Origin of the sequence: Kaistia geumhonensis (genome assembly GCF_030815145.1) — a bacterium.
Lineage (GTDB): Bacteria > Pseudomonadota > Alphaproteobacteria > Rhizobiales > Kaistiaceae > Kaistia > Kaistia geumhonensis.
In genome coordinates, this window is the sequence record NZ_JAUSWJ010000001.1 from 2880559 (window position 1) to 2904933 (window position 24375).

Here is a 24375-nt window from a genome sequence, read left to right on the forward strand (position 1 = left end):
CAGCGGTTCGAAGCCGACGTCTTTGTCCTCCGCCTTCCTCGTGGGGACCATCCGAAACGTCAGTCTGGACAGACTCCGGTGACACGCAGTGCTGCAACGCGCGCAGACGGGCGCGATAATCCGCTCGCCCATGTGAAGGCGGCGGAATGGGGGAAAGGTCTCGGGACGCTCTACCGGATCACCCGGTTGACGATGCGCCATCCCTGGCAGGCCGGCATCGCCATCCTGTCGACGATCATCGCCTGCACCTTCCAGCTCATCATTCCGCGGCTGCTCGGCCGCGCCGTCGACGAGGCGCAGGGCATCCTCAGCGCCGATACCGCCGTCGCCGCGCAGCATGCGCTGCTGGTCACGGCCGGAACGCTGCTCGGCGTCAGCATCCTTCGCGGCATCTTCACCATGGCGCAGAACTACTATGGCGACGCCGTCGGCCACCATCTCGGTTACGAGCTGCGCCTCGCCGCCTATGAAAAGCTGCAGCAGCTCTCCTTCTCCTTCCACGACCGCGTCCATACGGGCGATCTGATCACGCTCGGCATCCTCGACATCGAAGGTGTCCGGATGTTCTTCAACACCGGCCTCGTGCGCATGGTTCTCCTGACCATCCTGATCGGTTTCGGCGCCTTCATGCTGATCTCGACCGATCCGGTGCTCGGGCTGCTCAGCCTCTCCTTCGTCCCCTTCGTCGCATGGCGTTCGTCGGTCACGCAGCTTTTGCTGCGCTCGACCTGGCTCACCGTCCAGGAGAAGCTCGCGGTGCTGACGCGCGTCATGGACGAGAATCTCGGCGGCATTCGCGTCGTCCGCGCGTTCTCGGCCCAGGCTTTCGAGATGACGAAGTTCGACCGCATCTCAAGCGAGGCGCTGCAACTCGCCCATGAGCGCGTGCTGATCCGCGTGCGCAATACGAGCGCGATGAACTTCTCGTTCTTTGCGGCCATGGGGTTGGTGCTGTGGGTCGGCGGCGGCCGGGTGGCCAGCGGCTCGATGACGGTCGGCACGCTCGCCTCGTTCCTCACCTTCATGACCATCCTGCAGATGCCGGTCCGCCAGCTCGGCCTGATGGTCAACTCCTTCGCCCGCGCCTCGACCTGCGGCAGGCGGCTGTTCGAGCTGCTCGACCAGGAGGTGACGATCGCCGACCGGCCGGGCGCCAGACCGCTCTCGATCACCGACGGAACGCTCGCCTTCGAGAATGTCGGCTTCGAATATCCGGGCACGGACAAGCCGGCGCTCGCCGACATCAGCTTCACCGCCCGCCGCGGCGAGACGATCGGCATCGTCGGCCCGCCGGGCAGCGGCAAGTCGACGCTCGCCCATCTCATCCCGCGCTTCTACGACGTGACCTCCGGCCGCATCACCATCGACGGTCAGGATATCCGCGACGTGACCGTCGAATCGTTGCGCCGGGCGGCCGGAGTGGTGCAGCAGGACGCGTTCCTGTTCACGACGACGATCGAGAACAATGTCGCCTATGGCGATCCATGGGCCGAGGAACACCGCATCGAGCGCGCCGCTGAATCGGCGCAGCTGCACGACTATATAGTCGGCCTGCCCTCCGGCTACGAAACGGTGGTCGGCGAGCGTGGCGCATCGCTCTCCGGCGGCCAGCGCCAGCGTCTCACCATCGCGCGCAGCCTCATGCTGCATCAGAGCGTGCTCGTGCTCGACGATTCGACCGCCGCCGTCGATGCAGCGACCGAGCAGCGCATCCGCAGCGCGCTCCGCGTCCACGCCGCCGACCGCGTCACGATCGTCATCTCGCATCGCCTGTCGTCGCTGATGCATGCCGATCAGATCCTGTTCATAGAGGACGGGCGGATCGTCGAGCGGGGCACGCATGACGCGCTGGTCGCCGCCGGGGGCCGCTACCGCGCGCTCTACGATCTCCAGCTGCGGCCGGCCGAGGATGCGCTTCAGGGAGCGGCGGAGTGAGCCTGCGCTCGGAAAAGACCATGATCGCTGGGGCGCCGCGCCCGGCCCGCGCCGTCGTCGGCTCCCATCGCGAGAAGGAGGAGATCTTCGGCGCCGTCTACGACCCGAAGATCGTCCGCCGCATCTGGAGCTTCGTCGCGCCCTATCGACGGCAGGTGATCATCTCGGTCGTCGCCGTGCTCGTCTTCACGGCGACGCAGCTCGCGATCCCGCTCATCATCCGCACCGCCATCGACCGCGGCATGGCCGGCGGCATCGCCGACCATCGCGTCCTCGTCTGGTGCGCCGCCGCCTTCGCCGTCACCATCCTCGTCAACTATGCCGCCAGCTACGTGCAGGAGACAGTGGTTGGCATTGCCGCCGAGCATGTGCTGTTCGACATGCGCCGCGCGATGTTCGGCCACCTGCAGCGCGTGTCGCTCTCCTTCATGGACAAGACCGAGGTCGGCCGGCTGATGTCGCGCCTGCAGGGCGACGTGAACTCGATGCAGGAGTTCATGGAGACCTCGGTTCTCTCGATCGGTGACATCGCGCTGCTCGTCGGCATCGTCGGGGTGCTGCTGTGGCTCGACCCGCGCCTCGGCCTCTTGACCATGGCGACCATGCCGATCCTCTTCATCGTGCGCCTGTTCTGGCTACCGCTCGCCAAGCAGTCCTTCATGGAGGCGCACGAGACGAGCTCGATCGCCAATGGCGCGCTCGCCGAAGGCATCCACGGGGTGCGCACGGTCCAGAACATGAGCCGGCAGCGGGTCAATTTCGAGCTCTACGACGAGAAGGTGCGCGCGCATCTCAACGCCAATCTCAAGGCCGCGAAATATGCGCAGGTCATGGTGCCGATCGTCGATACGCTCACCGGCATCGCCATGGCGACGGTCATTGTGGTCGGCGGCTCGATGGTGCTCGGCCGCACCCTCGATATCGGCGTCATGGTCGCCTTCCTCTTCTACATCCAGCGCTTCTTCGATCCGATCCGTTCGCTGACGCTGCAATACAGCGTCATGCAGCGCGCGATGGCGTCCGGGCAGCGGATATCGGAAGTGCTCGACGTGCCGGTCGACGTCACCGACAAGGCCGATGCGGCGCCGCTCCCGGACGACATGGACGGGTCGGTGGAGTTCCGTAGCGTCACCTTCGGCTACCGTCCCGGCCTGCCGGTGCTCAAGGACGTCTCCTTCCGCGTCAATCCGGGCGAGACCGTCGCGCTTGTCGGACCGACCGGCTCGGGGAAGACGAGCGCCATGGCGCTGGTGCACCGCTTCTACGATGTCTGGCAAGGCTCGGTCATGGTCGGCGGACGCGATGTCCGCGACGTCACGCAGGACTCGCTCGGCCGGCACATCGCCATGGTGCTGCAGGAGCCGTTCCTGTTCAGCGGCAGCATCTTCGACAATATCCGCTATCACAAGACCGAGGCCACGCGGGCCGCGGTCGTCGCGGCGGCGAAAGCGGTCGGCGCGCACGAGTTCATCATGCGCCTGCGCAAGGGCTACGACACCGATCTGGAGCAGCGGGGCAGCAACCTTTCGCAGGGGCAGCGCCAGCTGATCAGCTTCGCCCGCGCGCTGGTCGCCGACGCGAAGATCCTGGTTCTGGACGAGGCGACGGCGAATATCGACAGCTATACCGAGCGGCAGATCCAGCGGGCGCTCACGGTCCTGCTCGAGGGGCGCACCGGCCTCGTCATCGCCCACCGCCTGGCGACGATCCGGGGTGCCGACCGCATCATCGTCCTCCAGAACGGATCGCTGCTCGAAAGCGGCAATCACGACGCCCTGATGCGCAAGAACGGGCTTTATGCCCGCCTCTACAGCATGAACTACGCCTCGTTCGACGATATCCCGGACGAGATGGTCAAGGGCGGGCTGCCGCCCCGCTCCACGAGCTGAGCGAACCGCCGGCGCGCTTGAGAATGGCGGCGGTCGTGGCACTATTCGCTTCACCAGCGAATCGGCCGGATATCGGTCTGGAGGTCCGGAGGGGGCGCAGCGCCGTTCATGAACGACCTGCTGAAGAGACTTGCGGGACTGACCGGCTCGACGCCGGTTCTCGTCGCCGCCTATGACGGTTTCGATCGCCTCCGCTACGCCAATGCCGCATTCCGCTCGGCCTTCTTCATCGACGAGCGCGAGGAGCCGCTCTGGTCCGAGATCATGCGGCGCAACTTCTCGGCCCGGCGCGGCACGGTCATCCGTGCGCCGGATTTCGAGGAATGGCTTGTCGGCACCCAGTCGCGGCGCGGCAAGCTTGGCTTCCGCGCTTTCGAGACGGATCTCCATGACGGCCGCTGGCTCTGGATGACGGAGACGGTCGAGGCCGACGGCTGGATGCTGTGCATCGCGTCCGACGTCACCTCGCTGCGCCCTGACGAGCGCACCGTGCGGCAGGACCGGGACTTCGCGATCAAGGCCTCGTTTACCGACGAGCTGACGGGCATCGCCAATCGCCGCTTCGTGTCGGGACGCATCGAGGAGATGATGGAGGCCGCAGAACCAGGTCGGCCGGCCGGGTGCGTAGCGCTTATCGATCTCGACCATTTCAAGGTCATCAACGACCGGTTTGGCCATGCGACCGGGGATGCGATCCTGAAAGACTTCGCCCGGCGCATCCAGACGCAGGTGAGGCGCACGGACTGTTTCGGCCGGTTCGGCGGCGAGGAATTCGTTCTCGTCCTGCCGCATACCGGCCTCGAACAGGGGGTGCTCATCCTCGAGCGCATGGCGAGCCTCATCCGCATGACACGCCCGCTGCCCGACCGGCCCGATCTCGCCTATACGTTTTCGGCCGGCGTCACCGCGGCGGAGGCCGGCGACAGCCCCGCCTCACTCTTTGCGCGGGCCGATGCGGCGCTCTACGCCGCCAAGCTCGCCGGTCGTGACCGCATCCGGATCTGGCGATCCGACGACACGCAGATCGCCTCCTGATCAAGCCGGCGGCGGATCCTCGGCGTTCTGCGTGGCGTCGTGAACCGGGGCGAGCCAGGCCTCGCGCCGCTTGATCCAGCCCTCGTGCTGCGGTGCGCCGATCGTGGCCGGAGCCTCGTCGAGGCTGCCGAACCGCAGTTCGACATCGCGCTCGTGCAGCGAGAACAGCCGGCCGCCGCAATCGGGGCAGAAGCTTCGGCCCTTGTGAGTCGCGTAGCTGCCCTCGCAGGAAAAGGCCTCGATCGGCCATTTGGCATAGCTGACGAAAACGCTGCCGCTCTCCTTGCGGCAATCCGCGCAGTGGCAGATGCCGATCAGGAAGGGCTCGCCCTCGAGTTCGTAGCGCACACCGCCGCAGAGGCAGCCGCCGGTTCTCGTGGTCATCGTGGATCCTCCATCCTCGAAGTCTCCAACGACCGGCGCCGCGCCGCTGTTCCGGAACGAAGGGTCCTGCCGTGCATTGACGACTCCGACGAAGCGGAGTCGACGCGTGGCGCCACGAGCGAACTGGAAAGGCCATCTGAAGATCGGCGAGCTCGCAGCCGCGGTCGCGCTCTATTCCGCCGCGACGACGTCCGATCGTGTCTCCTTCAACATGATCAACCGCAGGACCGGCCACCGGATCGAGCGGCATTTCGTCGACAGCGAGACGGGCGAGCCCGTCGATCGCGACGACCAGGTGAAGGGCTACGACACCGGCGGCGATCCGATCGTGTTCGAGCCGGAAGAGATCGCCGCCGCGATGCCCGAGAGCGACAAGACGATTGCGGTCGATGCGTTCATCCCATGCGCCGAGATCGACGACATCTATCTCGACCGCAGCTACTACCTCGCCCCTGCCGACCGCCATGCCGAAGAGGCCTTCGCGCTGTTGCGGGAAGGGATGCGGGCGGAGAAGGTGGCGGCGCTGGCGCGGGCGGTGCTGTTTCGGCGCGCCCGCCTGCTGCTCATCCGCCCCGAGGGCGACGGCATGATCGCGACCACACTGCATTTCGCCTATGAGATGCGCTCGGCCGCCGAGGCCTTCGAGGGGATCGCCGAGCCCGCCATCGAGGGCGAGATGCTGGAACTCGCGGAGCACATCATCCGCTCCAAGGCGGGCCGCTTTGATCCCGCCGCCTTCGACGACCGCTACGACGCGGCTCTGGCCGAGCTCGTGAAGGCCAAGATCGAGGGTCGGGAACTGCCGAAGCCGAAGCCGGTCGAGCGGACCAAGTCGTCGGATCTGCTGGCGGCGCTCCGCGAGAGCGCCGGTGTCGGCGGCAAGCCGGGGCGGGGATCGGCCAAGGGCAGGACCGCCGCGAAGGGAGCGCCGCAGCGCAAGAGCCGGAGCGCGGCCACACGCCGAAAGGCCGGATGAGGATCGCCCGCCATGGCGCTCGAGACCTATCGCAGCAAGCGCAACTTCGCGGCGACACCGGAGCCGGAAGGCGAGGCAGGCGCGACGGGCGGCAACAGCTTCGTCGTGCAGAAGCACGACGCGACGCGGCTCCATTATGATTTTCGCCTCGAGATGGACGGGGTCCTGAAAAGCTGGGCCGTGACCAAGGGGCCGAGCCTCGTTCCGACCGAAAAGCGCCTCGCCGTCCATGTCGAGGATCACCCGCTCGACTATGGCAGCTTCGAGGGCACGATCCCGAAGGGCGAATATGGCGGCGGCACGGTCATCGTCTGGGACCGCGGAACCTGGTCGCCGATCGGCGATCCCGAGAAGGGCTATGCCAAGGGTCATCTCGAGTTCGAGCTGCACGGCGAGCGGCTGAAGGGCCGCTGGCACCTCGTCCGCATGCATGGCAAGCCGCGCGAAAAACGCGAGAACTGGCTGCTCATCAAGGGCGACGATCGATATGCGCGGACGGAGGACGCCCCCGACATTCTGGGCGCGACGCGGTCTGTGAAGACAGGCCGAGAGATGGGGGATGTGGCCGGCGAGGCGCCGGGCTGGTCCTCCAGGACCGGTCGCATCGACGCGCCGGCGCCAGATGATGAGCCGGCAAAAAAGCGCGCTCGGATGACCAAGGCGGCGCCGGCCGGGGACGCGCCGGCGAAGCCTGTCGGACGGAAGGCGCCCCTGCCGGACTTCGTCGAGCCGATGCTGGCGACGCTGGTCTCCGTCGCGCCGCCGGGCGCCGAATGGCTGCACGAGATCAAGTTCGACGGCTATCGCCTCCTGGCGCGGATCGATCACGGCAAGGTGCGCCTCCTGACCCGGAGCGGCCTCGACTGGACGGCGAAGTTCGGCTCCGTCGTTCCCGAGGCGCTCGCGGCGCTTCCCGTGGAGATGGCCATCATCGACGGCGAGCTGGTGGTCGAGGGATCGGCGGGTGCGTCGGATTTCTCGGCGCTGCAGGCCGACCTCTCCGCCGGGCGCCACGACCGCTTCACCTTCTATGCCTTCGACCTCCTCCATCGCGACGGCCGCGATCTGACCAGGCTGCCGCTGACCGAGCGCAAACAGGAGCTCGAGGAGCTTCTCGCGGCAGCGCCGGAAGCGGTCCGCTATAGCGGGCATTTCCGCGAGAGCGGCAGCATAGTGCTTCGCCATGCCTGTCGCCTCAGCCTCGAGGGGATCGTGTCGAAACGCGCCGATTCCCCGTATCGCGGCGGGCGCGGAAGGCTGTGGGTGAAGTCGAAATGCTCCGCGCGGCAGGAATTCGTCATCGGCGGCTATGTGCCGTCGACGGCGATGAAGGACGCGATCGGCTCGCTGATCCTCGGCGTCAACGAGGATGGCGGGCTTCGCCATGTCGGCCGGGTCGGCACCGGCTTCGCCGCCGCTGTCGCCCGTGATCTCTACCGCCGCCTGCAACCGCTGCTGGCGGATGCCAGTCCCTTTGCCGGGAAGCTCACGGCCGAAGAGCGCCGCGGCGCCACGTTCGTGAAGCCGGAACTCGTCGCGGAAGTGGAATTCCGCGCCTGGACCGGCGACAATCACCTGCGCCACGCCTCGTTCAGAGGATTGCGCGAGGACAAGCCGGCGTCGGAAATCGTGCGCGAGGTTCCCAAGGGCAAGCCATCTGCGGACGCGAAACCGGACGCCGCCAAGCCGGCGCGCCGGTCGGTGAAGCTCACCCATCCCGATCGCATCTACTGGCCGGATACGGGGCTCACCAAAGCGGGGCTCGCCGACTACTACGCCGAGGTCTGGCCGCAGATAGCGCCGCATATCGTCGGCCGGCCGCTGGCGCTGGTCCGATGTCCCGAGGGCATCGAGGGCGAGCGCTTCTTCCAGAAGCACGCCTGGAAGGGGATGAACCCGGCCATCCGTCTCGTGCCCGATCCGAAGGAGAAGAAGGAGCCGCCGCTCGTCGCGATCGACAGCCTCGACGGGCTCATCGGCCTCGTGCAGGCGGCGACGCTGGAAATCCATCCCTGGGGCTCGACGCTCGCCGACTGGGAGCGGCCGGACCGGATCATCCTCGATCTCGATCCCGGCGAGGGCGTGGCGTGGAGCGCCGTGATCGATGCCGCGCGCGAGATCAGGGCGCGGCTGGAGGAGGCGGGCCTTGCGGCCTTCGTGAAGACGTCGGGTGGCAAGGGCCTCCATGTCATCGCGCCGCTGAAGCCGGCTGCCGACTGGCCCGCCGCCAAGGCGTTCACCAAGGCTCTCGCCGAGGCTATGGCCGCCGACAGCCCGGAGCTCTATGTCGCGACGATCAGCAGGGCCAAGCGCGGCGGCAAGATCCTGATCGACTATCTGCGCAACCAGCGCGGCGCCACCGCCGTCGCCGCCTATTCGACCCGCGCGCGCCCTGGCGCGCCGGTGTCGATGCCGGTCGAGTGGGACGACCTTGGACCCGATCTCGGCCCGGCCCGCTTCACGGTCGACAACACGCCAGGCCATATCGCCGCCCGCGCCGCCGATCCGTTCGCCGACTTCACGGCAGCCGCCGCCCCGCTGGCGGCGCCGTCGCGGCGCAAGACGTAGATCGCCGCGGATCAGCGCTTCCGCGTGGCGGGTTTCTTCTCGGTTTCGAGGCTGCGGCGCAGCGCATCCATGATGTTGACGACATTGTCGCCAGCCGGTTCCGCCTTCGGCTCGGCAGCCTTCCGTCGCTTCCGGCCCTTGCTGCGCGCCGCGATCATCTCGTGCAGCCGCTCTTCGACGGGGTCCTGCAGCCGCTCGGGATCGAAGTCCTGCTTGCGCGCGGCGATGAGCTTCTTCACCAGCGCGAGTTCGTCGCGCTCCGGCTTCTCCTTCGGGATGGCCGAGAAGTAGTCGTCCGAAGGCCGCACCTCGTCGCCATAGTGCAGCGTCCACAGGACGATGCCCTTGCCGCGCGGCTCCAGCATCACGGCCCGCTCGCGGCGATAGAGCACGACGCGGGCGATGCCGACCGTCTTCGTCGCTTCCATCGCGGCCCGGATGACCGAGAAGGCTTCTTCGCCGACCTCGTCGTCCGGCGCGAGGTAATGGGGCTTGTCGTGCCAGATCCAGGCGATCGAATCGGCGGGGACGAAGGTCTCGATGTCGATGGTCCGCGTGCTGTCGAGCGCGACGGCGTCGAGCTCGTCGTCCTCGAGCAGCACATAATCGTCCTCGCCGCGCGGATAGCCGCGGGCGATGTCATCCTCGTCGACAGCCTTGCCGCTGACGGCGTCGACATACCGGCTCTCGACCCGGTTATGCGTGGCGCGATTCAGAGTGTGGAAGCGAATCTTGCCGCTTTCGCCGGTCGCCGGCGTCATCGAGACCGCGCAGGTAACGAGCGAGAGCTTCAGATAGCCCTTCCAGAAACTGCGCGGCGCCATGGCGGCCTCCCGGACGGTCGGAGATAATCTCCGATAACGGCGAACGAAGCGCTTGTGTTCCCGGCGATGCCGTTCAGGCCGCGACGGCCTTGCGCGACCTCGTGGCGATCCACGCCAGGAGCAGCGTCAGCGCGACGTTGGCGAGCGCGACGCCGGCGAGCAGATGGATCACCCGCTCGGCACCGGAAGCCTGCATGATCGCCGCGCTGAGAGGCGGCGCGAGGCTCTGCGCGACGAGATTGGGCATTGCAAGGCCGCCCATGACGACGGGAAAGCGCTCGGGACCGAACAGCGCCAGGGGCACCGCGCCGCGCGCGATCGACCAGATGCCGTTGCCGGCCCCGTAGAGGACCAGAGCGAGAGCGACGGTGTGATATCCGATCGACAGCGCCGCGATGCCGGCGGCGATCAGAGCGGATGCGGTCGCCAAACTCACGACCGCGGGGAGCCGGCGGCCGATCGCCATGTCGACGACGCGGGCGGCGACCTGCGAGGGGCCGATGAGGGCGCCGAACGAGACCGCCGCTGCGAGCGAGACGTCGCGCGCCTGCAGGATCTGGATCAGATGGACCGAGACGACGGTCGCGAGCGTGCCGCCGGTGGTGACGATCACGGCGAGGAGCAGGAAGGCGCGCCGCTCCGTGCCGGCCAGGCGCGCCCGGCGCGGCTCCTTGGGAGCCGAGTCTGGTTCGGCGGCAGGTCGCTCGACGCGTGGCAGGAAGCGGAGCGCGAGCGGGATGCAGACGAGCACATGCAGCGCGGCGAAGGCGAAGCAGACCGCACGCCAGCCGGCATGATCGAGCAGGGCGGCGGAGAGCGGCCAGCAGATCGTCGAAGCGAAGCCGCCGAAGAGCGTCAGCGTCGTGATGGCGCTGCGCGCGTCATGGCCGTAGTAGCGCCCGAGCGTGCTGAAGGCAGCGTCGTAGAGAGTGCCCGACATTCCGGCGCCGATGATGATCCAGCCGAGGAAATAGACCGGCACTGTCGATGCCGATCCGAGCATGGCGAGACCCACCGCGAGCAGGGCGAGGCCGCCGATGACGGCGTCGCGGCCGCCGCGGTCGCGGATCAGGCGGCCGATACCGGGCGCCAGCAGGGCGGAGGCGAGGAGGGCCAGCGACAGCCCGGCCGAGACGAGCGGCAGGCCCCAGCCCGTATCGGCGGCGATCGGCTTCGAGAGGATCGCCGGCAGATAATAGGACGAGCCCCAGGCGAAGATCTGAACGATGCCGAGCGCCGCGACCACGGGCAGGCGATCACGCGCTGCGCTCACGGCGCCGCTGCGGCGCCCGTCTCCACGATCTCGCCGTCCTCCTTCACGAAGGTGCCGAAATGCGGATTTGGCAGGATGGCGAGGACGGCCTCGGAGGGCCGGCAAAGGCGCGTGCCGAGCGGCGTCTCGACGATCGGCCGGTTGATCAGGATGGGGTGCGCGAGCATCTGGTCCACGAGCGCGTCGTCGCTCCACGAAGGGTCGGCGAGGCCGAGCTCCGCATAGGGCGTTCCCTTCTCGCGCAGCAGGGCGCGAACCGGAATGTCCATGGCGGTGATGAGCTCCAGCAGCCGCGCGCGCGTCGGCGGCGCCTTCAGATATTCGACGACGACGGGTTCCTCGCCGCTGGCCCGGATCATGGCGAGCGTGTTGCGCGAGGTTCCGCAGTCGGGATTGTGGTAGATCGTGATGGTCATCGCGCATGCCCTTCCCTGGCGGCAACCGAGCGGACGGCGTCGCCGCGCTCGTACCAGCCCTTGGAGCGTTGCACGATCCAGACCACCGAGAGCATCACCGGAACCTCGATCAGCACGCCGACGACGGTGGCGAGCGCCGCTCCCGACTGGAAGCCGAACAGGCTGATGGCGGCGGCCACCGCCAGCTCGAAGAAATTGCTCGCGCCGATCAGGGCCGAGGGTCCGGCGACGCAGTGCTCCTCGCCGGAAACGCGGTTGAGCAGATAGGCGAGGCCGGCATTGAAATAGACCTGGATCAGGATCGGCACGGCGAGAAGGGCGATGATCAGCGGCTGGGCGATGATCTGCTCGCCCTGGAAGCCAAACAGAAGCACCAGGGTCGCGAGCAGCGCCACCAGCGAAAGCGGCCCCAGCCGGCGCAGCAGGGCAGCCAGCGCCGCCTGCCCGCCGCGTGCCATCAGCCGGCGGCGCCAGAGCTGGGCGATGACGACCGGGACGACGATGTAGAGTACTACCGACAGGACGAGCGTGTCCCACGGCACGGTGATCGCCGAGAGGCCGAGCAGCAGGCCGACGATGGGCGCGAATGCCACCACCATGATGACGTCGTTGAGCGCCACCTGGCTCAGCGTGAAATGCGGCTCGCCCTTGATGAGGTTGGACCAGACGAACACCATGGCGGTGCAGGGCGCGGCGGCGAGAAGGATGAGCCCCGCGATGTAGCTGTCGATCTGGTCCGCCGGCAGCAGCGGCCGGAACAGCCAGCCGACGAACAGCCAGCCGAGCAGCGCCATCGAGAACGGCTTCACCGCCCAGTTGACCAGGAGCGTGACGCTGATGCCGCGCCAGTGCCGGCCCACCTGACCCAGCGCTGCGAAGTCGATCTTCAGCAGCATCGGAATGATCATCAGCCAGATCAGGACCGCCATCGGCAGGTTGACCTTGGCGATCTCGGCCGCGCCGATGGCGTGGAAAAGGCCCGGGAACAGATGCCCGAGCGCGACGCCGGCGACGATGCACAGCGCCACCCAGACGGTGAGATAGCGTTCAAAAAGGGTCATGGATCGGCGGGTCCTCAGGCCACGTTCGGCCGCGGCGAGGAGGTGCCTTCCAGCTGGCCAATTTCCTTCAGCCTGCTGCCGAGCGCGACGCTGTCGAGCTTGCGGATGGGCAGCGCGGCGAAGGTCGAGATCCGGTTCTTCATGTAGCGGAACGCGGCGGCGAAGGCGGCCTCGCGCTCCAACTCGCTGCCTTCGACGGCGGCGGGATCCTCGATGCCCCAATGCGCGGTCATCGGCTGTCCTGGCCAGACCGGGCAGGCCTCGCCGGCGGCGTTGTCGCAAACGGTGAACACGAAGTCCATGACGGGCGCGCCGGGCACGGCGAACTCGTCCCAGGGCTTCGAGCGGAACCCCTCATGCTGATAGCCGAAATGCTCGAGCGTCTTGAGGGCCAGCGGGTGAACGATGCCTTTGGGATGGCTGCCGGCCGAGAATGACCGGAAGCGTCCCTGTCCGTCCCTGGCGAGGATGCTCTCCGCCAGGATCGACCGGGCCGAATTGCCGGTGCAGAGAAAGAGGACATTGAACATGCGGTCAGCCATGGCCGATTTCCTTCGGAGCGCAGCAGGTCGTGGGCGATGGGGCGGAAAGCGCGTCGACGGCGGGCGCGCAGATCTCGGGATGTCCCTGGCAGCAGTCGCGCATCAGGAAATCGACGAGGTTCGACAGCGTGTCGTAGCTGGCGCTGTACACGATCGACCGGGATTCGCGCCGCGACCGGACAAGCCCGGCGCGCTCGAGGCTGGCGAGATGGAAGGAAGCGCTGGACGGGGTGACGGCGACCGCGTCCGCGACCGCGCCCGCCGCGAGCCCGTCGGGTCCGGCCCGCACGAGCGCACGCACCATGGCAAGCCGCGTCTCCTGCGACAGCGCCGCGAAGGCCCCGACGGCATCCGCCGTGTTCATCGATTGATCCTATCCTTCAAGGAATATTGAAATGACCCTAGCGCAGACGCCGTCGTCTGGCGAGGGGGCTCGCTCGCGACGCCGAAGTTTTTTCGTCCGCGCAAAGAAAAGCCTGCCGCCCGGTATCGAGGGCGGCAGGCAAGACAGTCTGATCGACGAGGGCCGCCGCGAGAAATCAGGCCGAATCGGTCGGCACCCCTCGCGATGGCAGCGCGGTCCCGCTAGCGCGACTTCTTGTAGAGCTGGGTCGCGATCTCGAACATTTCCTCGGGCGCATAGTCGGGTGTGAAGGCGGAGGGAACGCCGGTCAGCTGGTGGATCTTGCCCCCCTCCGGCATGCCTTCGACAATCTCGAGCTCGCCGGGCGGGTCTCCGGGCAGGGCCTGTTCGCCCTCCCAGATGCCGGCCATGTCGCGATAGTCGTCCGGGCTGAAGGTGTAGAGGCGGCGATGCGAGCCCTCGGCCAGGTATTTCTGGCATTCCGGGATGTTGGAGAGGTTGATGTTGGGTGTCGGCAGCATCTTCTCGATTTCGACGCCCGTCACCTTCTTCAGTGCCAGCGCATAGGCGTGGGCGTGAACGGAGCCGCGCACGAGGAGATAGCCGCAGACCTCGCGGCCGGTTGGGTCCGTCAGCGTCTCGTAGACGCGCAGCTTGTGCAGCCTGGCCCCGCATTCGAGATGGAAGTTGTGCAGAAGGTCCACGATCACGTTGCCGGTGGTCGTGATGAAATCGTTGTTCCAGCTCGCGCCGTTGCTGTTGACCGGCGTCGCGCCGCCGCCATTCGAAAGGAAAGCCGCGGCGAGGCGGATATCCTTCATGTCTTCGAAGGGCGCGCCCGAGATGTCGCCGCCGTCGGTCTCGTCGCTGTCATTGTCGGGGCCGTTGTTCAGCATCGCGACGCCATTGCTGACCAGCTCGACATGGCCGAGCTCCTCCGCGGTGATGCTGGCGACCAGCGAGTAAAACGGCTTCAGCTTGTCCTTGCTGCGGAAATTGAAGCTCTGGAACATGTAGTTCCCGAGCGTGGACATTTCTCCGTATTTACCGCCGAGCAGTTCCTGCAAAGCTGCGGCGGCGTTGGCGTCTTGTCTCTTCGGAGCAGGCAGATCCACCTGCAGCTTGTTCACTCTCAGGAACATGGCAATACCTCCAGCGATTTCGGATTATCCATCCGCCAAACCGCCGGGTTGCCCGATTGTTCCGGTCCGAGAGAATTCCTTCCGCCGTTCGGCTCAGGCCGCGGCCTTCGCCTCGTCGCGACGACTTTGATGCTGCTTGACCTCGCGGAAGGAGATGAGCCGGCCGTCGCCCTCGTCCCAGAGGGCCAGCGTCGCGCAGCGGAAGCTCTCGCGCAGGGTGAGGCGGCCGACCCCGATGAGGTCGGGCCGGTCGTGTAGCACTTCCGACAGTCGGTAGAACGGGATGGAACTGCAGAGATGATGGACGTGGTGGACGCCGATATTGCCGGTGAACCAGGCGAGCGGTCGCGGCAGTTCGTAGTGCGAGCTTCCGTTGAGCGCCGCCTCGTGGAACGACCAGGTCTCGTCATGCGTCCACTGCGTGCCGTCGAACTGGTGCTGGACGTAGAAGAACCACATGGCCAGGGAGCCGGCGATCAGGACGACCGGTCCGTGGATCATCACGAAAGGCCCGATCCCGATGAGCAGGATGGTCGCCGTGATGATCGCTGCGATCGCCAGATTGGTGCCCATCGCGCTGATCCAGGGGCCCGGTCCGGATCGCATCAGCCCGAACGGCAGTCGCTGGTGGACCAGGAAGAGATAGGCCGGGATTGCCCCGAACATGATCGCCGGGTGGCGATAGATCCGGTAGCGCAGCCGGCCGCTGGGGCTGAGGGCGAGATATTCCGCGACGGTCAGCGTATCGATGTCGCCGATGCCGCGCCGGTCGAGATTGCCGACATTGGCATGATGGGTCGCATGGGTGCGCCGCCACACCGAATAGGGTGTCAGCGTCACGACGCCGATGAGCCTGCCGGTCCAGTCGTTGCTGGCGCGCCGCCTGAAGAATGCGCCATGGCCGCAGTCATGCTGGATCATGAAAAGGCGCATCAGGAAGGCGGCGGCGGGAACGGCGAGCAGAAGCACCAGCCAGTAGCCGACATCCAGCGCGAACCACATCGCCAGCCAGAGCCCCACCAGCGGCAGCGCGGTTATCGTGAGTTCGACACCGCTTCGAAGCGTCCTCGTCTCCCTGTAGCGGGACAGACTCTTCAGCAGGGCCTTGGCGTCCTGGGCAGGCCCGACCATGGATCGATCTTCCTTCAGCGGCAGGCGCGTCGCGCGTCCAGCGATCTCAACGGCGCAGATCGAGCCGGGTTGCGGATGTTCAACCATTAGTGGAGACGAGCCATCGCAGATCGTAGCACAAGGCGTGTGCCTCGCATGGTTTTTCGGGCCGCGCGAGAGCGTGCCACCCATCGCCAGTATCATCACGGCGCGTCGCTCGGCGTCCCACCTGTTCGACGATGCCCCTCTCGCGAATCGACGGTGGCAACTTAAGGCACCCTTCCCATGTTATTGTGCAGTGCAACATCGGGCGTCGCTCGTGCGCACCACGAAAGGCGGGTCCATCATGGCGGCCGGCCGCACAGGAGCTGGCATGCGCACTCTCTCCGACACCATCGCCCGATTGACCGCCATCAAGGCGGCGAAGCGGCAGTCCGCGGCGTCCCCGGTCGTCGATCGGCTGTCGGAGCTCGGTCCGTTCGGTCCTAACCCCGGCGCGCTGCAGGGGCGCATTCATGTGCCCCGCACCGCGGAAAGGAGCATGCCGCTTGTCGTGGTGCTGCATGGCTGCACCCAGTCCGCCGCGCAGTATGACAGCGGCTCCGGCTGGTCGGAACTCGCCGACGAGGCGGGATTCGCCCTCCTGTTCCCGGAACAGGCGCAGGCCAACAACCTCAATCGCTGCTTCAACTGGTTCGAATCCGGCGATATCCGTCGCGACGCCGGCGAGGCCGCATCTATCCGCCATATGATCGACCGGATGATCGCGTCGCATGCCATCGACCGCGACCGGGTCTACATCACCGGCCTTTCCGCGGGTGGCGCCATGGCGGCCGTGATGCTGGCGACCTATCCCGAGGTCTTCGCCGGCGGCGCGATCATCGCCGGCCTCCCTTATGGCGTCGCTACCACCATCCCCGAAGCCTTCGACCGGATGCGCGGCCACGGCCTGCCGGAAGCAGCGGCGCTCGGGCGCCTCGTTGCCGGCGCGGCGCCCGACGCCGGCGGGTGGCCGTCGATTTCCATCTGGCATGGAACCGCGGACCAGACCGTCGACATGGCGAACGCGGGCGCGCTGGCCGAACAATGGCGCCAGATCCACGACCTCCCGTCCGAACCCGTGGAGCAACGGCAGTCCGCGCGCATGACGCGTCGCATCTGGCGCGATGGACAGGGCCGGGTCGGCGTCGAGCAGGTCCTGATCGAGGGCATGGGACACGGGACGCCGATCGCCGCAAGCGGCCCCGATCGCCTCGGCACAGCCCGGCCCTATATGCTGGATGTCGGCATCTCCTCGACCCGGGACATCGCCAGGTCATGGGGGCTCGCCTCCGACCCGGCCATGCGATCCGAGGCAGTCGGCCGGGCGCTCGATGCGGACGAACTGCTCGTCACCGACGAGATGCCCATCCGTTCACCGCGACCGAAGGCCGATGACGGCGTGCGCTCGACGCCCGCGTCGGGGAGCGGCAAGGCCAGCGGCATCCAGGGGGTCATCGAGGATGCCTTGCGCAAGGCAGGGCTCATGTAGCCGAGCGTCGCAGGGACGCATCTGGCGTTGTCGTCGGAAAGGGGAGGAGTGGTGCCGCTTACAGGATTCGAACCTGTGACCCCATCATTACGAATGATGTGCTCTACCAGCTGAGCTAAAGCGGCATCCGCCGGACCGGGGCGACGCCCGGCCGGGACGGCGCGTTGATAGCCAGAATCGGCGGGCGTTGCAAGCGGCTCGACCATCGGAGCGATCGGAGCCGGGACAAAGGACACCGGGCGCGTCTGCGCCCGAGTGCCCGGCTATTGCAGGCGCATGCGGTCGATGCGCGGCGCGGTGCCGTCGTCGACGCCGGGATCGTCCGGGATCGGCGGCTCTGCCGTGGCCTTGGCCACTGTGCCGTTCGGAGCGGGCGGCGCGGGCTCGCGCGCGGACGCCACTGGCGTCGCGGCGAGTTCCAGCGCCACCGGCCGCTGGGGTTCTGCGGCTGGCGGAGCGGACGCATCCGCCGCAGCCGGCGAGAGATCGAGATTGAGCAGCGGACGCGGATCGTCGGCGAGCGCCATGCTCGGCGTGCGCCATTCGAAGGCGTCGAGCTTGCCGCTGACCGGCGAGCGCGGCGCCCAGGCCGTGAAGGCGTAACCGTCGGCCATCCAGACCGGATCGCGCGGGGCACGGACGGCGCGGCCGAGATATTCGCGCACGCGGCCGCGGTCGCCCTCGGCACCGTCCTCGATCTCGGCCATCAGCAGCCAGTAACGCTCGGTCTTCGCCGCTTCGGCGATGCCGGAGAGCGCGCGCCGCGCCTCGGTAAACTCCCGGGCGTCGATCGCGGCGCGGGCGACGGCGAAGTGGCTCTCGGGATGCGACGGCGCGAGTTCGGCGAGGCGCTGGGCGCGCTTCAGCCGGTCGCCGGCCGCATCGCCGGGGCGAACGGAGAGATAGGCTTCGGCCAGCTCCGGATGCGGACCCTGCTTCCAGGCGGCCTCGCTGATCTTCATGGCCCGCTTGATATCGCCCTGACGGCCGGCGAGCCGCGCGGCGAGCGTCGCTGCCGGCACCAGCGTCGGCGCAAGCCGGACCGCCTCGAGCGCCGCGGCCAGCGCTTCCTCGGGATTGCCGGTTTCGAGTTCGAGGCCGCGCGCTGTCAGGAGCACGGCACGCAGGCGATGGGCAGCGGTGCGGTCGATGAGCTTTGCCTGCAGGTTGGAGCCCAGCGTCTGGAGGGCACCCTGCCACTCGCCGGACGAGGACTGATAGGCGAACAACGCCTCGCCGGCCCAGGCGAGGCCGGGCGACGTCTTGGCGGCTTCCTCGGCGAAATGCCGCGCCGCCTCGTGTTCGCCCGCCCGTTCGGCTTCGACGTAAAGGCCGCGCAGGCCGAGCAGCTTGGTCTCCTGGGTCGGCAGCATGGCCTCGAAGGCGGCGCGCGCGCCGGCGCCGTCGCCGGTCGCCTGTGCGGTCTGCGCCGCGAGGAGCAGGGTCAGAGGCTCGTGGTCGAGCAGCTTCGCCGCCTCGGAGGCGCTGCGCTTCGCCCTCTTCACGTCGCCGACGCCGATGGCGATCATGCCTCGCGACAGCGCGCGGTAGCCGCGGTCACGGCGGCGGCCGGTGATCCAGCCGTCGAGCAGGCGCGGCGCCCTGAGCACCGCCATCAGCACCGAAAGCAGCAGCGCCAGCAGCACGAACAGCGCCGCGAGCGCCACCGCTCCAACCATGAGGCTGGTCGTGATCTCGTAGCCCTGCCAGACGAGGCTGATCTCGCCCGGCCGGTCGGCCAGCCAGGCGAAGCCCGCCGCGGCGGCGAAGATGAGCGCGAGATAGACGAGGATGCGAATCATGCGCGCTCCGTCACTTGCTGGGCGCGGCAGCGCCGCTGCCGAGCGTCGCCAGCGCCGCGTCGATGGCGATGCGCCGCTTCGCCGCCTCGGCCCAGGGGGCGAGAACCGCCTTGGCCGGCCCGTCGAGCGCCTCGCCCTCGGTCAATGCTGCCGAAAGGTCGCCCTTGGCGACGTCGTCTTCCATGCGCGAGACGATCGCCGTGGCCGAGGTGCCGGCGACTGGACCGGACGGCTTCACAGTGACGAGGGCGGAGGCCGAGGCGCCGAGCCGGTCGAGGATGCCGGCCTGGGGATCGACCTGCCGGCTCGCGACGCGGATGCGCTCCGCGAAATCCGGGAACGATGCCTGGAGTGCGGCGGCCGACGGCGTCGCCTGGCCGGCGAAGGGCGCGAGCGCGGCGAGGGCCGGCTCGTCGCCGCCCAGCGTGCGGACCGCGTCGAGTTCGGGTGCGAAGGGCTTCTCGCTCGCCGCCGCCTGGCGCAGCGCGGTCAGCGAGATGGTGCGCGCGGCGGCCTCGGTTGCGGGATCGGAGGGCGGATTGGCCTCAATGTCGGCGACGCGCGCCGCCATCTGCTCGAGCCGCTGCTCGATCGGAGCGAGGTCGACCGTCGGTGCCGGTTCGGCTGCCGGACGGTTCTCGAGGGCCGCGAGCCGCTGTTCGATCGGGGTGAGGTCGGGTGCCGAGGACGATGCAGACGCCGGTGGTTCGGCCTGCAAGGCGGCGACTCTCTTTTCCAGCTCATCGAGCCGCGCGGGATCGACAGTCGGTGTCGCGGCGGTCGGCCCGGCCTCGGCGAGCTTGGCCTCCAGCGCGTCCAGCCGGCTCGCGACGGTCGCGAAGCGGCTGTCGATGCTGGCATCCGTGACCGTGTCGGTCGGCGGCGCGAACAGGAAGGCGGCGACGATGCCACCGACCACGCCGCCCGCGATCGCGGCCGCGGCGAGCGGCAGCAGACTGCGCGCCGGGCTCGCAGGCGGATCGGCCGGCCGGTCGGCAGCCGCTTCGACCGGCGCAGAGGCCGGCTGCGGCTCGGCATCGGCCGGCGGCGGCACGCTCTCCGCCTCGAGGTCGATCGTCACCGGCGGCCGCTTCTGACGCTGAGCGGCCGGCGATTCGGTGGCGGATGGATTGTCGTCCTCTGCGGCCATGACCCTCGATCTCGTTTCAAGCGAACCCGACTATAGACCAATCCGTCAATGGATGCCTGCGGCCGATGTTCCGTTCCCGACAAGCGCCAGAAGCGCGGCCTCGTTCGGCGCGGCGGCGACAAGCATGCGGCCGCCGCCCGCGCCGGCCGCGACATCGGCCGAGAGGCAATAGACGGGCATTGCGGCAAGATGCGGCCGCAGCCCCTGCGTCAGCCGCGCGAAGGTCTCGGCGGTGCGGCGCGAATAGAGCAGGACGCCGTCGATCGCCCCGCTTCGCAGCGCCGTTTCGACCGCATCCGGAAGAGCCTCCACCTCGCTCATGCGATAGGCTTCGACGGTCTCGACCGTGAAGCCGCCGCCGCCGAGCAGTACGGCGAGATCGCGGGCGGGACGGGCGACGGTCGGATGGAGCAACGGGCCGGCGGCCGGATCGAGCGTGGCCAGAACAAGCCGCGCGAGATCGTCGCCGTCGCCGTCGGCCGAGCGCACATCTGTAAAGCCGGCCACCCGCGCCGCCGCCGCCGTGCGGGCGCCGACGCAGAGCGCCGGGATCGCCCGCGACACGCGCTCGCCAGGCCAGGCATCGACCGCGCGGACACCGTTTGCGCTGGTGAAGAGCAGGGCCGCCGGCGCAGTGAAGGCGGGGGCGGGGAGAAACTCCGTGACGAGCAAGGGCGCCAGGACGGGTTCGTGGCCGCGTCGCACGAGTTCGGCGGCGGTCCGCTCCGCCTCCGGCTGCGGGCGCGTCACGAGCAGCCTCACCCCGCGGGTCCCTCGCGGAAGTAATCGGCGACGCCGCGGGCAAGCAGCGCCTCGGCGGCCGAGATTCCGATCGCTGTCGCCTCCGCGACCGGCCCTTCGAGACGGACCTGTTCCGAGCGCTGGCCATCATGGGAGAGGACCATGCCGCGGAAGGTCATCGTGCCGTCCGCGATGGTGGCGAGGCCGCCGATGGGCGTGCGGCAGGACCCGTCGAGGCGGGCAAGGAAGGCGCGCTCGGCATGCAGCGCGGTCGATGTCGGCGCGTGATCGATGTCGCGAACGAGGCGCAGCACGCGCTCGTCATGAATGCGTGTCTCGATCGCGACGGCGCCCTGGCCGGCGGCAGGGAGGAAATCCTCCGTCGCGATGACGGCGGTGGCGTGGCCGGAAAGGCCGAGGCGATTCAGACCGGCCATGGCGAGCAGCGTCGCATGCGCAACGCCCTCGGAGAGCTTGCGCAGACGGGTCTCGACATTGCCGCGGAACTCGACGGTCTTGAGGTCGGGACGAAGGCGGAGCGCCATGGCTCGGCGGCGCAGCGACGAGGTGCCGAGCACCGCTCCCTCGGGCAGGTCGGCGAGGCTGGCCGCGACCGGGGAAAGGAAGGCATCGCGTACATCCTCGCGCGGCAGGAAGGCGGAGAGCTCAAGCCCCTCAGGGAGGAGAGTCGGCATGTCCTTCGAGGAATGGACAGCGAGATCGATCCGGCCGGCGACGAGCGCTTCCTCGATTTCCTTGGTGAAAAGGCCCTTGCCACCCGCCTCGGACAGCGGCCGGTCCTGGATCCGGTCGCCCGAGGTGCGGATGACGGAGATCGCGATGGCGGCGGGATCGAGGCCGCTGGCGGCGGCGATGCGGTCCCGCGTTTCGTTCGCCTGGGCGAGGGCGAGGGGCGAACCGCGCGTGCCGATGACGAGGACGGGGGCGGGAGTGGCGGATTGCACGCGATCGGCTCTGGGTGTTAGGGGGACGATGAAGCGGCGCAGTCTAGTCGCTCGCCCCGTCGATGGAAGGGGCTGCGGCAATCCTTCTGCGCGCCGCCCCGATCCGCGCTGCGAAAGGCAGGTTTCCGTGACAGCCCGACAGTTGGTGCTCGGCATCGAGACGAGTTGCGACGAGACGGCCGCCTCGGTCGTCGCGCGCGACGCTGATGGCCGCGGCACGATCCTCTCCAATGTCGTGCTGTCGCAGATCGCCGATCACGCGGCCTTCGGCGGCGTCGTGCCGGAGATCGCCGCGCGCGCCCATGTCGAGGCGCTCGATCAGGTCGTCGCCGCGGCGCTGGCCGAGGCGAGAGCGGATTTCGGCGATCTCGACGCAGTGGCCGCGACGGCGGGCCCCGGCCTCATCGGCGGTGTCATCGTCGGCCTCACCACGGCCAAGGCGATCGCGCTCGCCGCCGGCCTGCCGCTGATCGCCGTCAACCATCTCGAGGGGCACGCGCTGACCGCGCGTCTCACCGACGGCCTCGCCTTTCCCTACCTCCTGCTGCTCGTCTCGGGCGGCCATACGCAGATCCTTCTCGTCTCCGGCGTCGGCGTCTATGAGCGCTGGGGCACCACGATCGACGATGCGCTCGGCGAGGCCTTCGACAAGACCGCCAAGCTGCTCGGTCTGCCCTATCCGGGCGGGCCGGCCGTAGAGCGGGCGGCGGAGACAGGCGACCCGGCGCGATTCGTCCTGCCGCGACCGATGATCGGGCGGCCCGGCTCGGATTTCTCCTTCTCCGGGCTCAAGACGGCGCTTCGCCAGCAGGCCGAGGCGGTGGCACCCCTGTCGGACCAGGACGTCGCCGATCTCTGCGCCGCCTTCGAGGTGACCGCTACCGCCGTCGTCGCGGATCGCATCGCGCATGCGTTCGAGAGGTTCAGGGCCGCCTTCCCCGAGATCGCCGCCCCGGCGCTCGTCGTCGCCGGCGGCGTCGCCGCCAACCGCCGGCTGCGCACGGCGCTGGCCGAAGCGGCCGCCGCGGCAGGCTTCCGTCTGGTGGCGCCGCCGCTCAAGCTCTGCACCGACAATGGCGCCATGATAGCCTGGGCGGGGGCGGAGCGTCTCGCGCTCGGCCTTCTCGACGGCCTCGATGCGCCGGCCCGGCCACGCTGGCCGCTCGACCAGATCGCGGCGCCGATGATCGGCTCCGGCATGAAGGGGGCCAAGGCATGACCCGCGAGCCCGTCCGTTTCCGCCGCAAGGTCGTGATCTACGCGACGCATGGCGCATCGCTGCTCGCCTTCACCGAGCCCGATCATCCGGAGGCCGGCATGCAGGTGCCGGGCGGCACCGTCGAGGAAGGCGAGGATCTCGAGGCGGCGGCGCGCCGCGAGCTGGCCGAGGAGACCGGGCTGACGCCGCCGGGCGCGTTCGCGCTGATCGGCGAGATGACCTATGTTTTCCGCTCCGAGACCTTCGAGGCGGGCGCCGTGCGCTTCCAGCACCACCGCAGCTTCTTCCACGTCGTGCTCGACGAGGCGCCGACAGCGCCTTGGGACTGGACCGAGCAGACGCCGGACGGCGGCGGCGGACCGATCCTGATGCGCCACCGCTTCGTGCCGCTCGTTCCGGTGCCGGTCCTGTTCGGGCGGCTCGATGCGCTCTTTCCCGAGCTCTACCGGCGCCTCGGCCTCGATGTCAGGGGGCGGGAATGAGCATCGAGCATGTCGCCGTCGTCGGTGCCGGCGCCTGGGGCACGGCGCTCGCGCTCGCGGCCGAGCGGGCCGGGCGGCGGGTGACGCTCTGGGGCCGTGACGTCGCCGCCATCGCCGCGACCCGCGAGAATGCCGCCCATCTGCCGGGCATCGCGATCCCCGAGACGATCGCCGTCACCGACCGGCTCGCCGACGTCGTCGTCGCCGACGCGATCCTCGTCGTGACACCGACGCAGACGATCCGCGCCGTCGCCTCGCTGCTCGGCGGCATCGCCGACGACACGCCGGTGGTGCTCTGTGCCAAGGGGCTCGAGCGCGGGACGGGGCTTCGGCCGACCGAGGTTCTCGGCGAGGCCCTGCCGCCGGCGGCGCCTGCCGTTCTGTCGGGTCCGAGCTTCGCTGCCGACGTTGCGGCGGGCCTGCCGACGGCGGTCACCGTCGCCGCCGCCGAGGCGCCGCTCGCAATGGCCCTTTGTCGCGCGCTCGGCTCGGCGAGCTTCCGGCCCTATGCCGAGACCGACATGATCGGCGTCGAGGTGGGCGGCGCCTTCAAGAACGTTCTGGCCATCGCGGTCGGCATCGTCGCGGGCCGCGGGCTCGGCGCCAGTGCCGCCGCCGCGCTGACGGCGCGCGGCTTCGCGGAACTGCGCCGCATCGGCGCCGCCCTCGGCGCGCGGCCAGATACGCTGATGGGGCTCTCGGGGCTGGGCGACCTCGTGCTCACCTGCGCCTCGCCGCAGTCGCGCAATTTCTCCTACGGCGTCGCGCTCGGCCGCGGCACCGCGCCGGCGGCGGTCCTGGTCGAGGGCGCGGCGACGGCCGGCGTCGCGCGCATGCTGGCGGCGAAGCTCGGCGTCGAGATGCCGATCACCGCGCAGGTGGCCGCCATCGTCGAGGGCGAGACCGATATCGAAGGTGCCATGGCCGCCCTCATGAGCCGGCCGCTCAGGCACGAGACCGACTGAA

At 68.8% G+C, this 24375-nt stretch carries 22 protein-coding genes and 1 tRNA gene; 9 read left to right on the forward strand and 14 right to left on the reverse strand.

The genetic code is table 11. The annotated features are described in order from the left end of the window. The first annotated feature begins 78 nt into the window (after positions 1–78). The 3 genes from QO015_RS13650 (at position 79) to QO015_RS13660 (ending at position 4859) form a co-directional block, all read left to right on the forward strand. Positions 79–1935 carry an ABC transporter ATP-binding protein gene (locus QO015_RS13650; RefSeq protein WP_266278730.1) on the forward strand — a complete coding sequence of 619 codons (1857 nt, stop codon included), beginning with the start codon at positions 79–81 and terminating at the stop codon, positions 1933–1935. Positions 1936–1955: 20 nt separating this feature from the next. Further along, on the forward strand, positions 1956–3824 hold the full coding sequence (locus tag QO015_RS13655; protein ID WP_266282344.1) for an ABC transporter ATP-binding protein: 1869 nt from the start codon (positions 1956–1958) through the stop codon (positions 3822–3824). 108 nt (positions 3825–3932) lie between these two features. Then, positions 3933–4859, forward strand: a complete 927-nt coding sequence (locus QO015_RS13660) for a GGDEF domain-containing protein (RefSeq protein WP_266278728.1) — start codon at positions 3933–3935, stop codon at positions 4857–4859. Here the strand turns inward: QO015_RS13660 and QO015_RS13665 are convergent, their stop codons facing one another. Beyond that, positions 4860–5243, reverse strand: coding sequence for a GFA family protein (locus QO015_RS13665; RefSeq protein WP_266278726.1), 384 nt, complete (start codon positions 5241–5243; stop codon positions 4860–4862). A 106-nt stretch (positions 5244–5349) separates the two neighbouring features. Here QO015_RS13665 and ku (QO015_RS13670) point away from each other — a divergent pair, with 106 nt between their 5' ends. Both ku (QO015_RS13670) and ligD read left to right on the forward strand, forming a co-directional pair. After that, the gene (gene ku / locus QO015_RS13670; protein ID WP_266278725.1) at positions 5350–6219 is read left to right on the forward strand and encodes a non-homologous end joining protein Ku; all 870 of its coding nucleotides are present in this window, start codon (positions 5350–5352) and stop codon (positions 6217–6219) included. 12 nt (positions 6220–6231) lie between these two features. Further along, the gene (gene ligD, locus QO015_RS13675; protein WP_266278724.1) at positions 6232–8787 is read left to right on the forward strand and encodes a DNA ligase D; all 2556 of its coding nucleotides are present in this window, start codon (positions 6232–6234) and stop codon (positions 8785–8787) included. Positions 8788–8798: 11 nt separating this feature from the next. Here ligD and ku (QO015_RS13680) read toward each other — a convergent pair whose 3' ends face one another. The 8 genes from ku (QO015_RS13680) to QO015_RS13715 all read right to left on the reverse strand — a co-directional run bounded on the left by ku (QO015_RS13680) (position 8799) and on the right by QO015_RS13715 (position 15540). After that, positions 8799–9611 (reverse strand): non-homologous end joining protein Ku, encoded by an 813-nt coding sequence (ku, locus tag QO015_RS13680; RefSeq protein ID WP_266278722.1) that lies wholly within the window; start codon positions 9609–9611, stop codon positions 8799–8801. Between the two features lie 73 nt (positions 9612–9684). Beyond that, positions 9685–10884, reverse strand: a complete 1200-nt coding sequence (locus QO015_RS13685) for an MFS transporter (protein ID WP_266278720.1) — start codon at positions 10882–10884, stop codon at positions 9685–9687. After that, on the reverse strand, positions 10881–11300 hold the full coding sequence (gene arsC / locus QO015_RS13690; protein WP_266278719.1) for an arsenate reductase (glutaredoxin): 420 nt from the start codon (positions 11298–11300) through the stop codon (positions 10881–10883). Before arsC ends, QO015_RS13685 begins: the two co-directional genes overlap by 4 nt. Next, positions 11297–12361, reverse strand: coding sequence for an ACR3 family arsenite efflux transporter (gene arsB, locus QO015_RS13695; RefSeq protein ID WP_266278718.1), 1065 nt, complete (start codon positions 12359–12361; stop codon positions 11297–11299). Before arsB ends, arsC begins: the two co-directional genes overlap by 4 nt. 14 nt (positions 12362–12375) lie before the next feature. Beyond that, complete coding sequence (locus QO015_RS13700; RefSeq protein WP_266278717.1) at positions 12376–12903, reverse strand: arsenate reductase ArsC; 528 nt, start codon at positions 12901–12903, stop codon at positions 12376–12378. Further along, the gene (locus tag QO015_RS13705) at positions 12896–13267 is read right to left on the reverse strand and encodes an ArsR/SmtB family transcription factor (protein ID WP_266278715.1); all 372 of its coding nucleotides are present in this window, start codon (positions 13265–13267) and stop codon (positions 12896–12898) included. Before QO015_RS13705 ends, QO015_RS13700 begins: the two co-directional genes overlap by 8 nt. A gap of 221 nt (positions 13268–13488) precedes the next feature. Next, positions 13489–14409 carry a manganese catalase family protein gene (locus QO015_RS13710; RefSeq protein WP_266278714.1) on the reverse strand — a complete coding sequence of 307 codons (921 nt, stop codon included), beginning with the start codon at positions 14407–14409 and terminating at the stop codon, positions 13489–13491. Between the two features lie 93 nt (positions 14410–14502). After that, positions 14503–15540, reverse strand: a complete 1038-nt coding sequence (locus tag QO015_RS13715) for a fatty acid desaturase (protein ID WP_266278712.1) — start codon at positions 15538–15540, stop codon at positions 14503–14505. A gap of 352 nt (positions 15541–15892) precedes the next feature. Between QO015_RS13715 and QO015_RS13720 the strand changes: the two genes are divergently transcribed. Further along, complete coding sequence (locus QO015_RS13720) at positions 15893–17050, forward strand: extracellular catalytic domain type 1 short-chain-length polyhydroxyalkanoate depolymerase (RefSeq protein ID WP_266282343.1); 1158 nt, start codon at positions 15893–15895, stop codon at positions 17048–17050. 49 nt (positions 17051–17099) lie between these two features. On the opposite strand, the gene QO015_RS13725 is transcribed toward QO015_RS13720, so the two are convergent. From QO015_RS13725 to hemC, 5 genes are all read right to left on the reverse strand, one after another. Then, positions 17100–17175, reverse strand: a tRNA-Thr gene (locus QO015_RS13725). A gap of 138 nt (positions 17176–17313) precedes the next feature. After that, positions 17314–18852 (reverse strand): heme biosynthesis protein HemY, encoded by a 1539-nt coding sequence (locus tag QO015_RS13730; RefSeq protein ID WP_266278711.1) that lies wholly within the window; start codon positions 18850–18852, stop codon positions 17314–17316. A gap of 10 nt (positions 18853–18862) precedes the next feature. After that, the gene (locus QO015_RS13735) at positions 18863–20002 is read right to left on the reverse strand and encodes a COG4223 family protein (RefSeq protein ID WP_266278709.1); all 1140 of its coding nucleotides are present in this window, start codon (positions 20000–20002) and stop codon (positions 18863–18865) included. A 45-nt stretch (positions 20003–20047) separates the two neighbouring features. Then, positions 20048–20764: a uroporphyrinogen-III synthase gene (locus tag QO015_RS13740; protein WP_266278707.1), complete on the reverse strand. Its 717-nt coding sequence runs from the start codon at positions 20762–20764 to the stop codon at positions 20048–20050. Next, positions 20761–21708, reverse strand: a complete 948-nt coding sequence (gene hemC / locus QO015_RS13745; RefSeq protein WP_266278706.1) for a hydroxymethylbilane synthase — start codon at positions 21706–21708, stop codon at positions 20761–20763. Before hemC ends, QO015_RS13740 begins: the two co-directional genes overlap by 4 nt. Positions 21709–21835: 127 nt before the next feature. Between hemC and tsaD the strand changes: the two genes are divergently transcribed. From tsaD to QO015_RS13760, 3 genes are read left to right on the forward strand one after another with little or no spacing between them, the layout of a single operon-like run. Continuing rightward, positions 21836–22927 carry a tRNA (adenosine(37)-N6)-threonylcarbamoyltransferase complex transferase subunit TsaD gene (gene tsaD / locus QO015_RS13750; RefSeq protein WP_266278705.1) on the forward strand — a complete coding sequence of 364 codons (1092 nt, stop codon included), beginning with the start codon at positions 21836–21838 and terminating at the stop codon, positions 22925–22927. After that, positions 22924–23409 (forward strand): NUDIX domain-containing protein, encoded by a 486-nt coding sequence (locus QO015_RS13755; protein WP_266278704.1) that lies wholly within the window; start codon positions 22924–22926, stop codon positions 23407–23409. The genes tsaD and QO015_RS13755 overlap by 4 nt, the downstream gene beginning before the upstream one ends. Further along, positions 23406–24374 carry an NAD(P)H-dependent glycerol-3-phosphate dehydrogenase gene (locus tag QO015_RS13760; RefSeq protein ID WP_266278703.1) on the forward strand — a complete coding sequence of 323 codons (969 nt, stop codon included), beginning with the start codon at positions 23406–23408 and terminating at the stop codon, positions 24372–24374. Before QO015_RS13755 ends, QO015_RS13760 begins: the two co-directional genes overlap by 4 nt. The last annotated feature ends 1 nt before the right edge of the window (position 24375 follow it).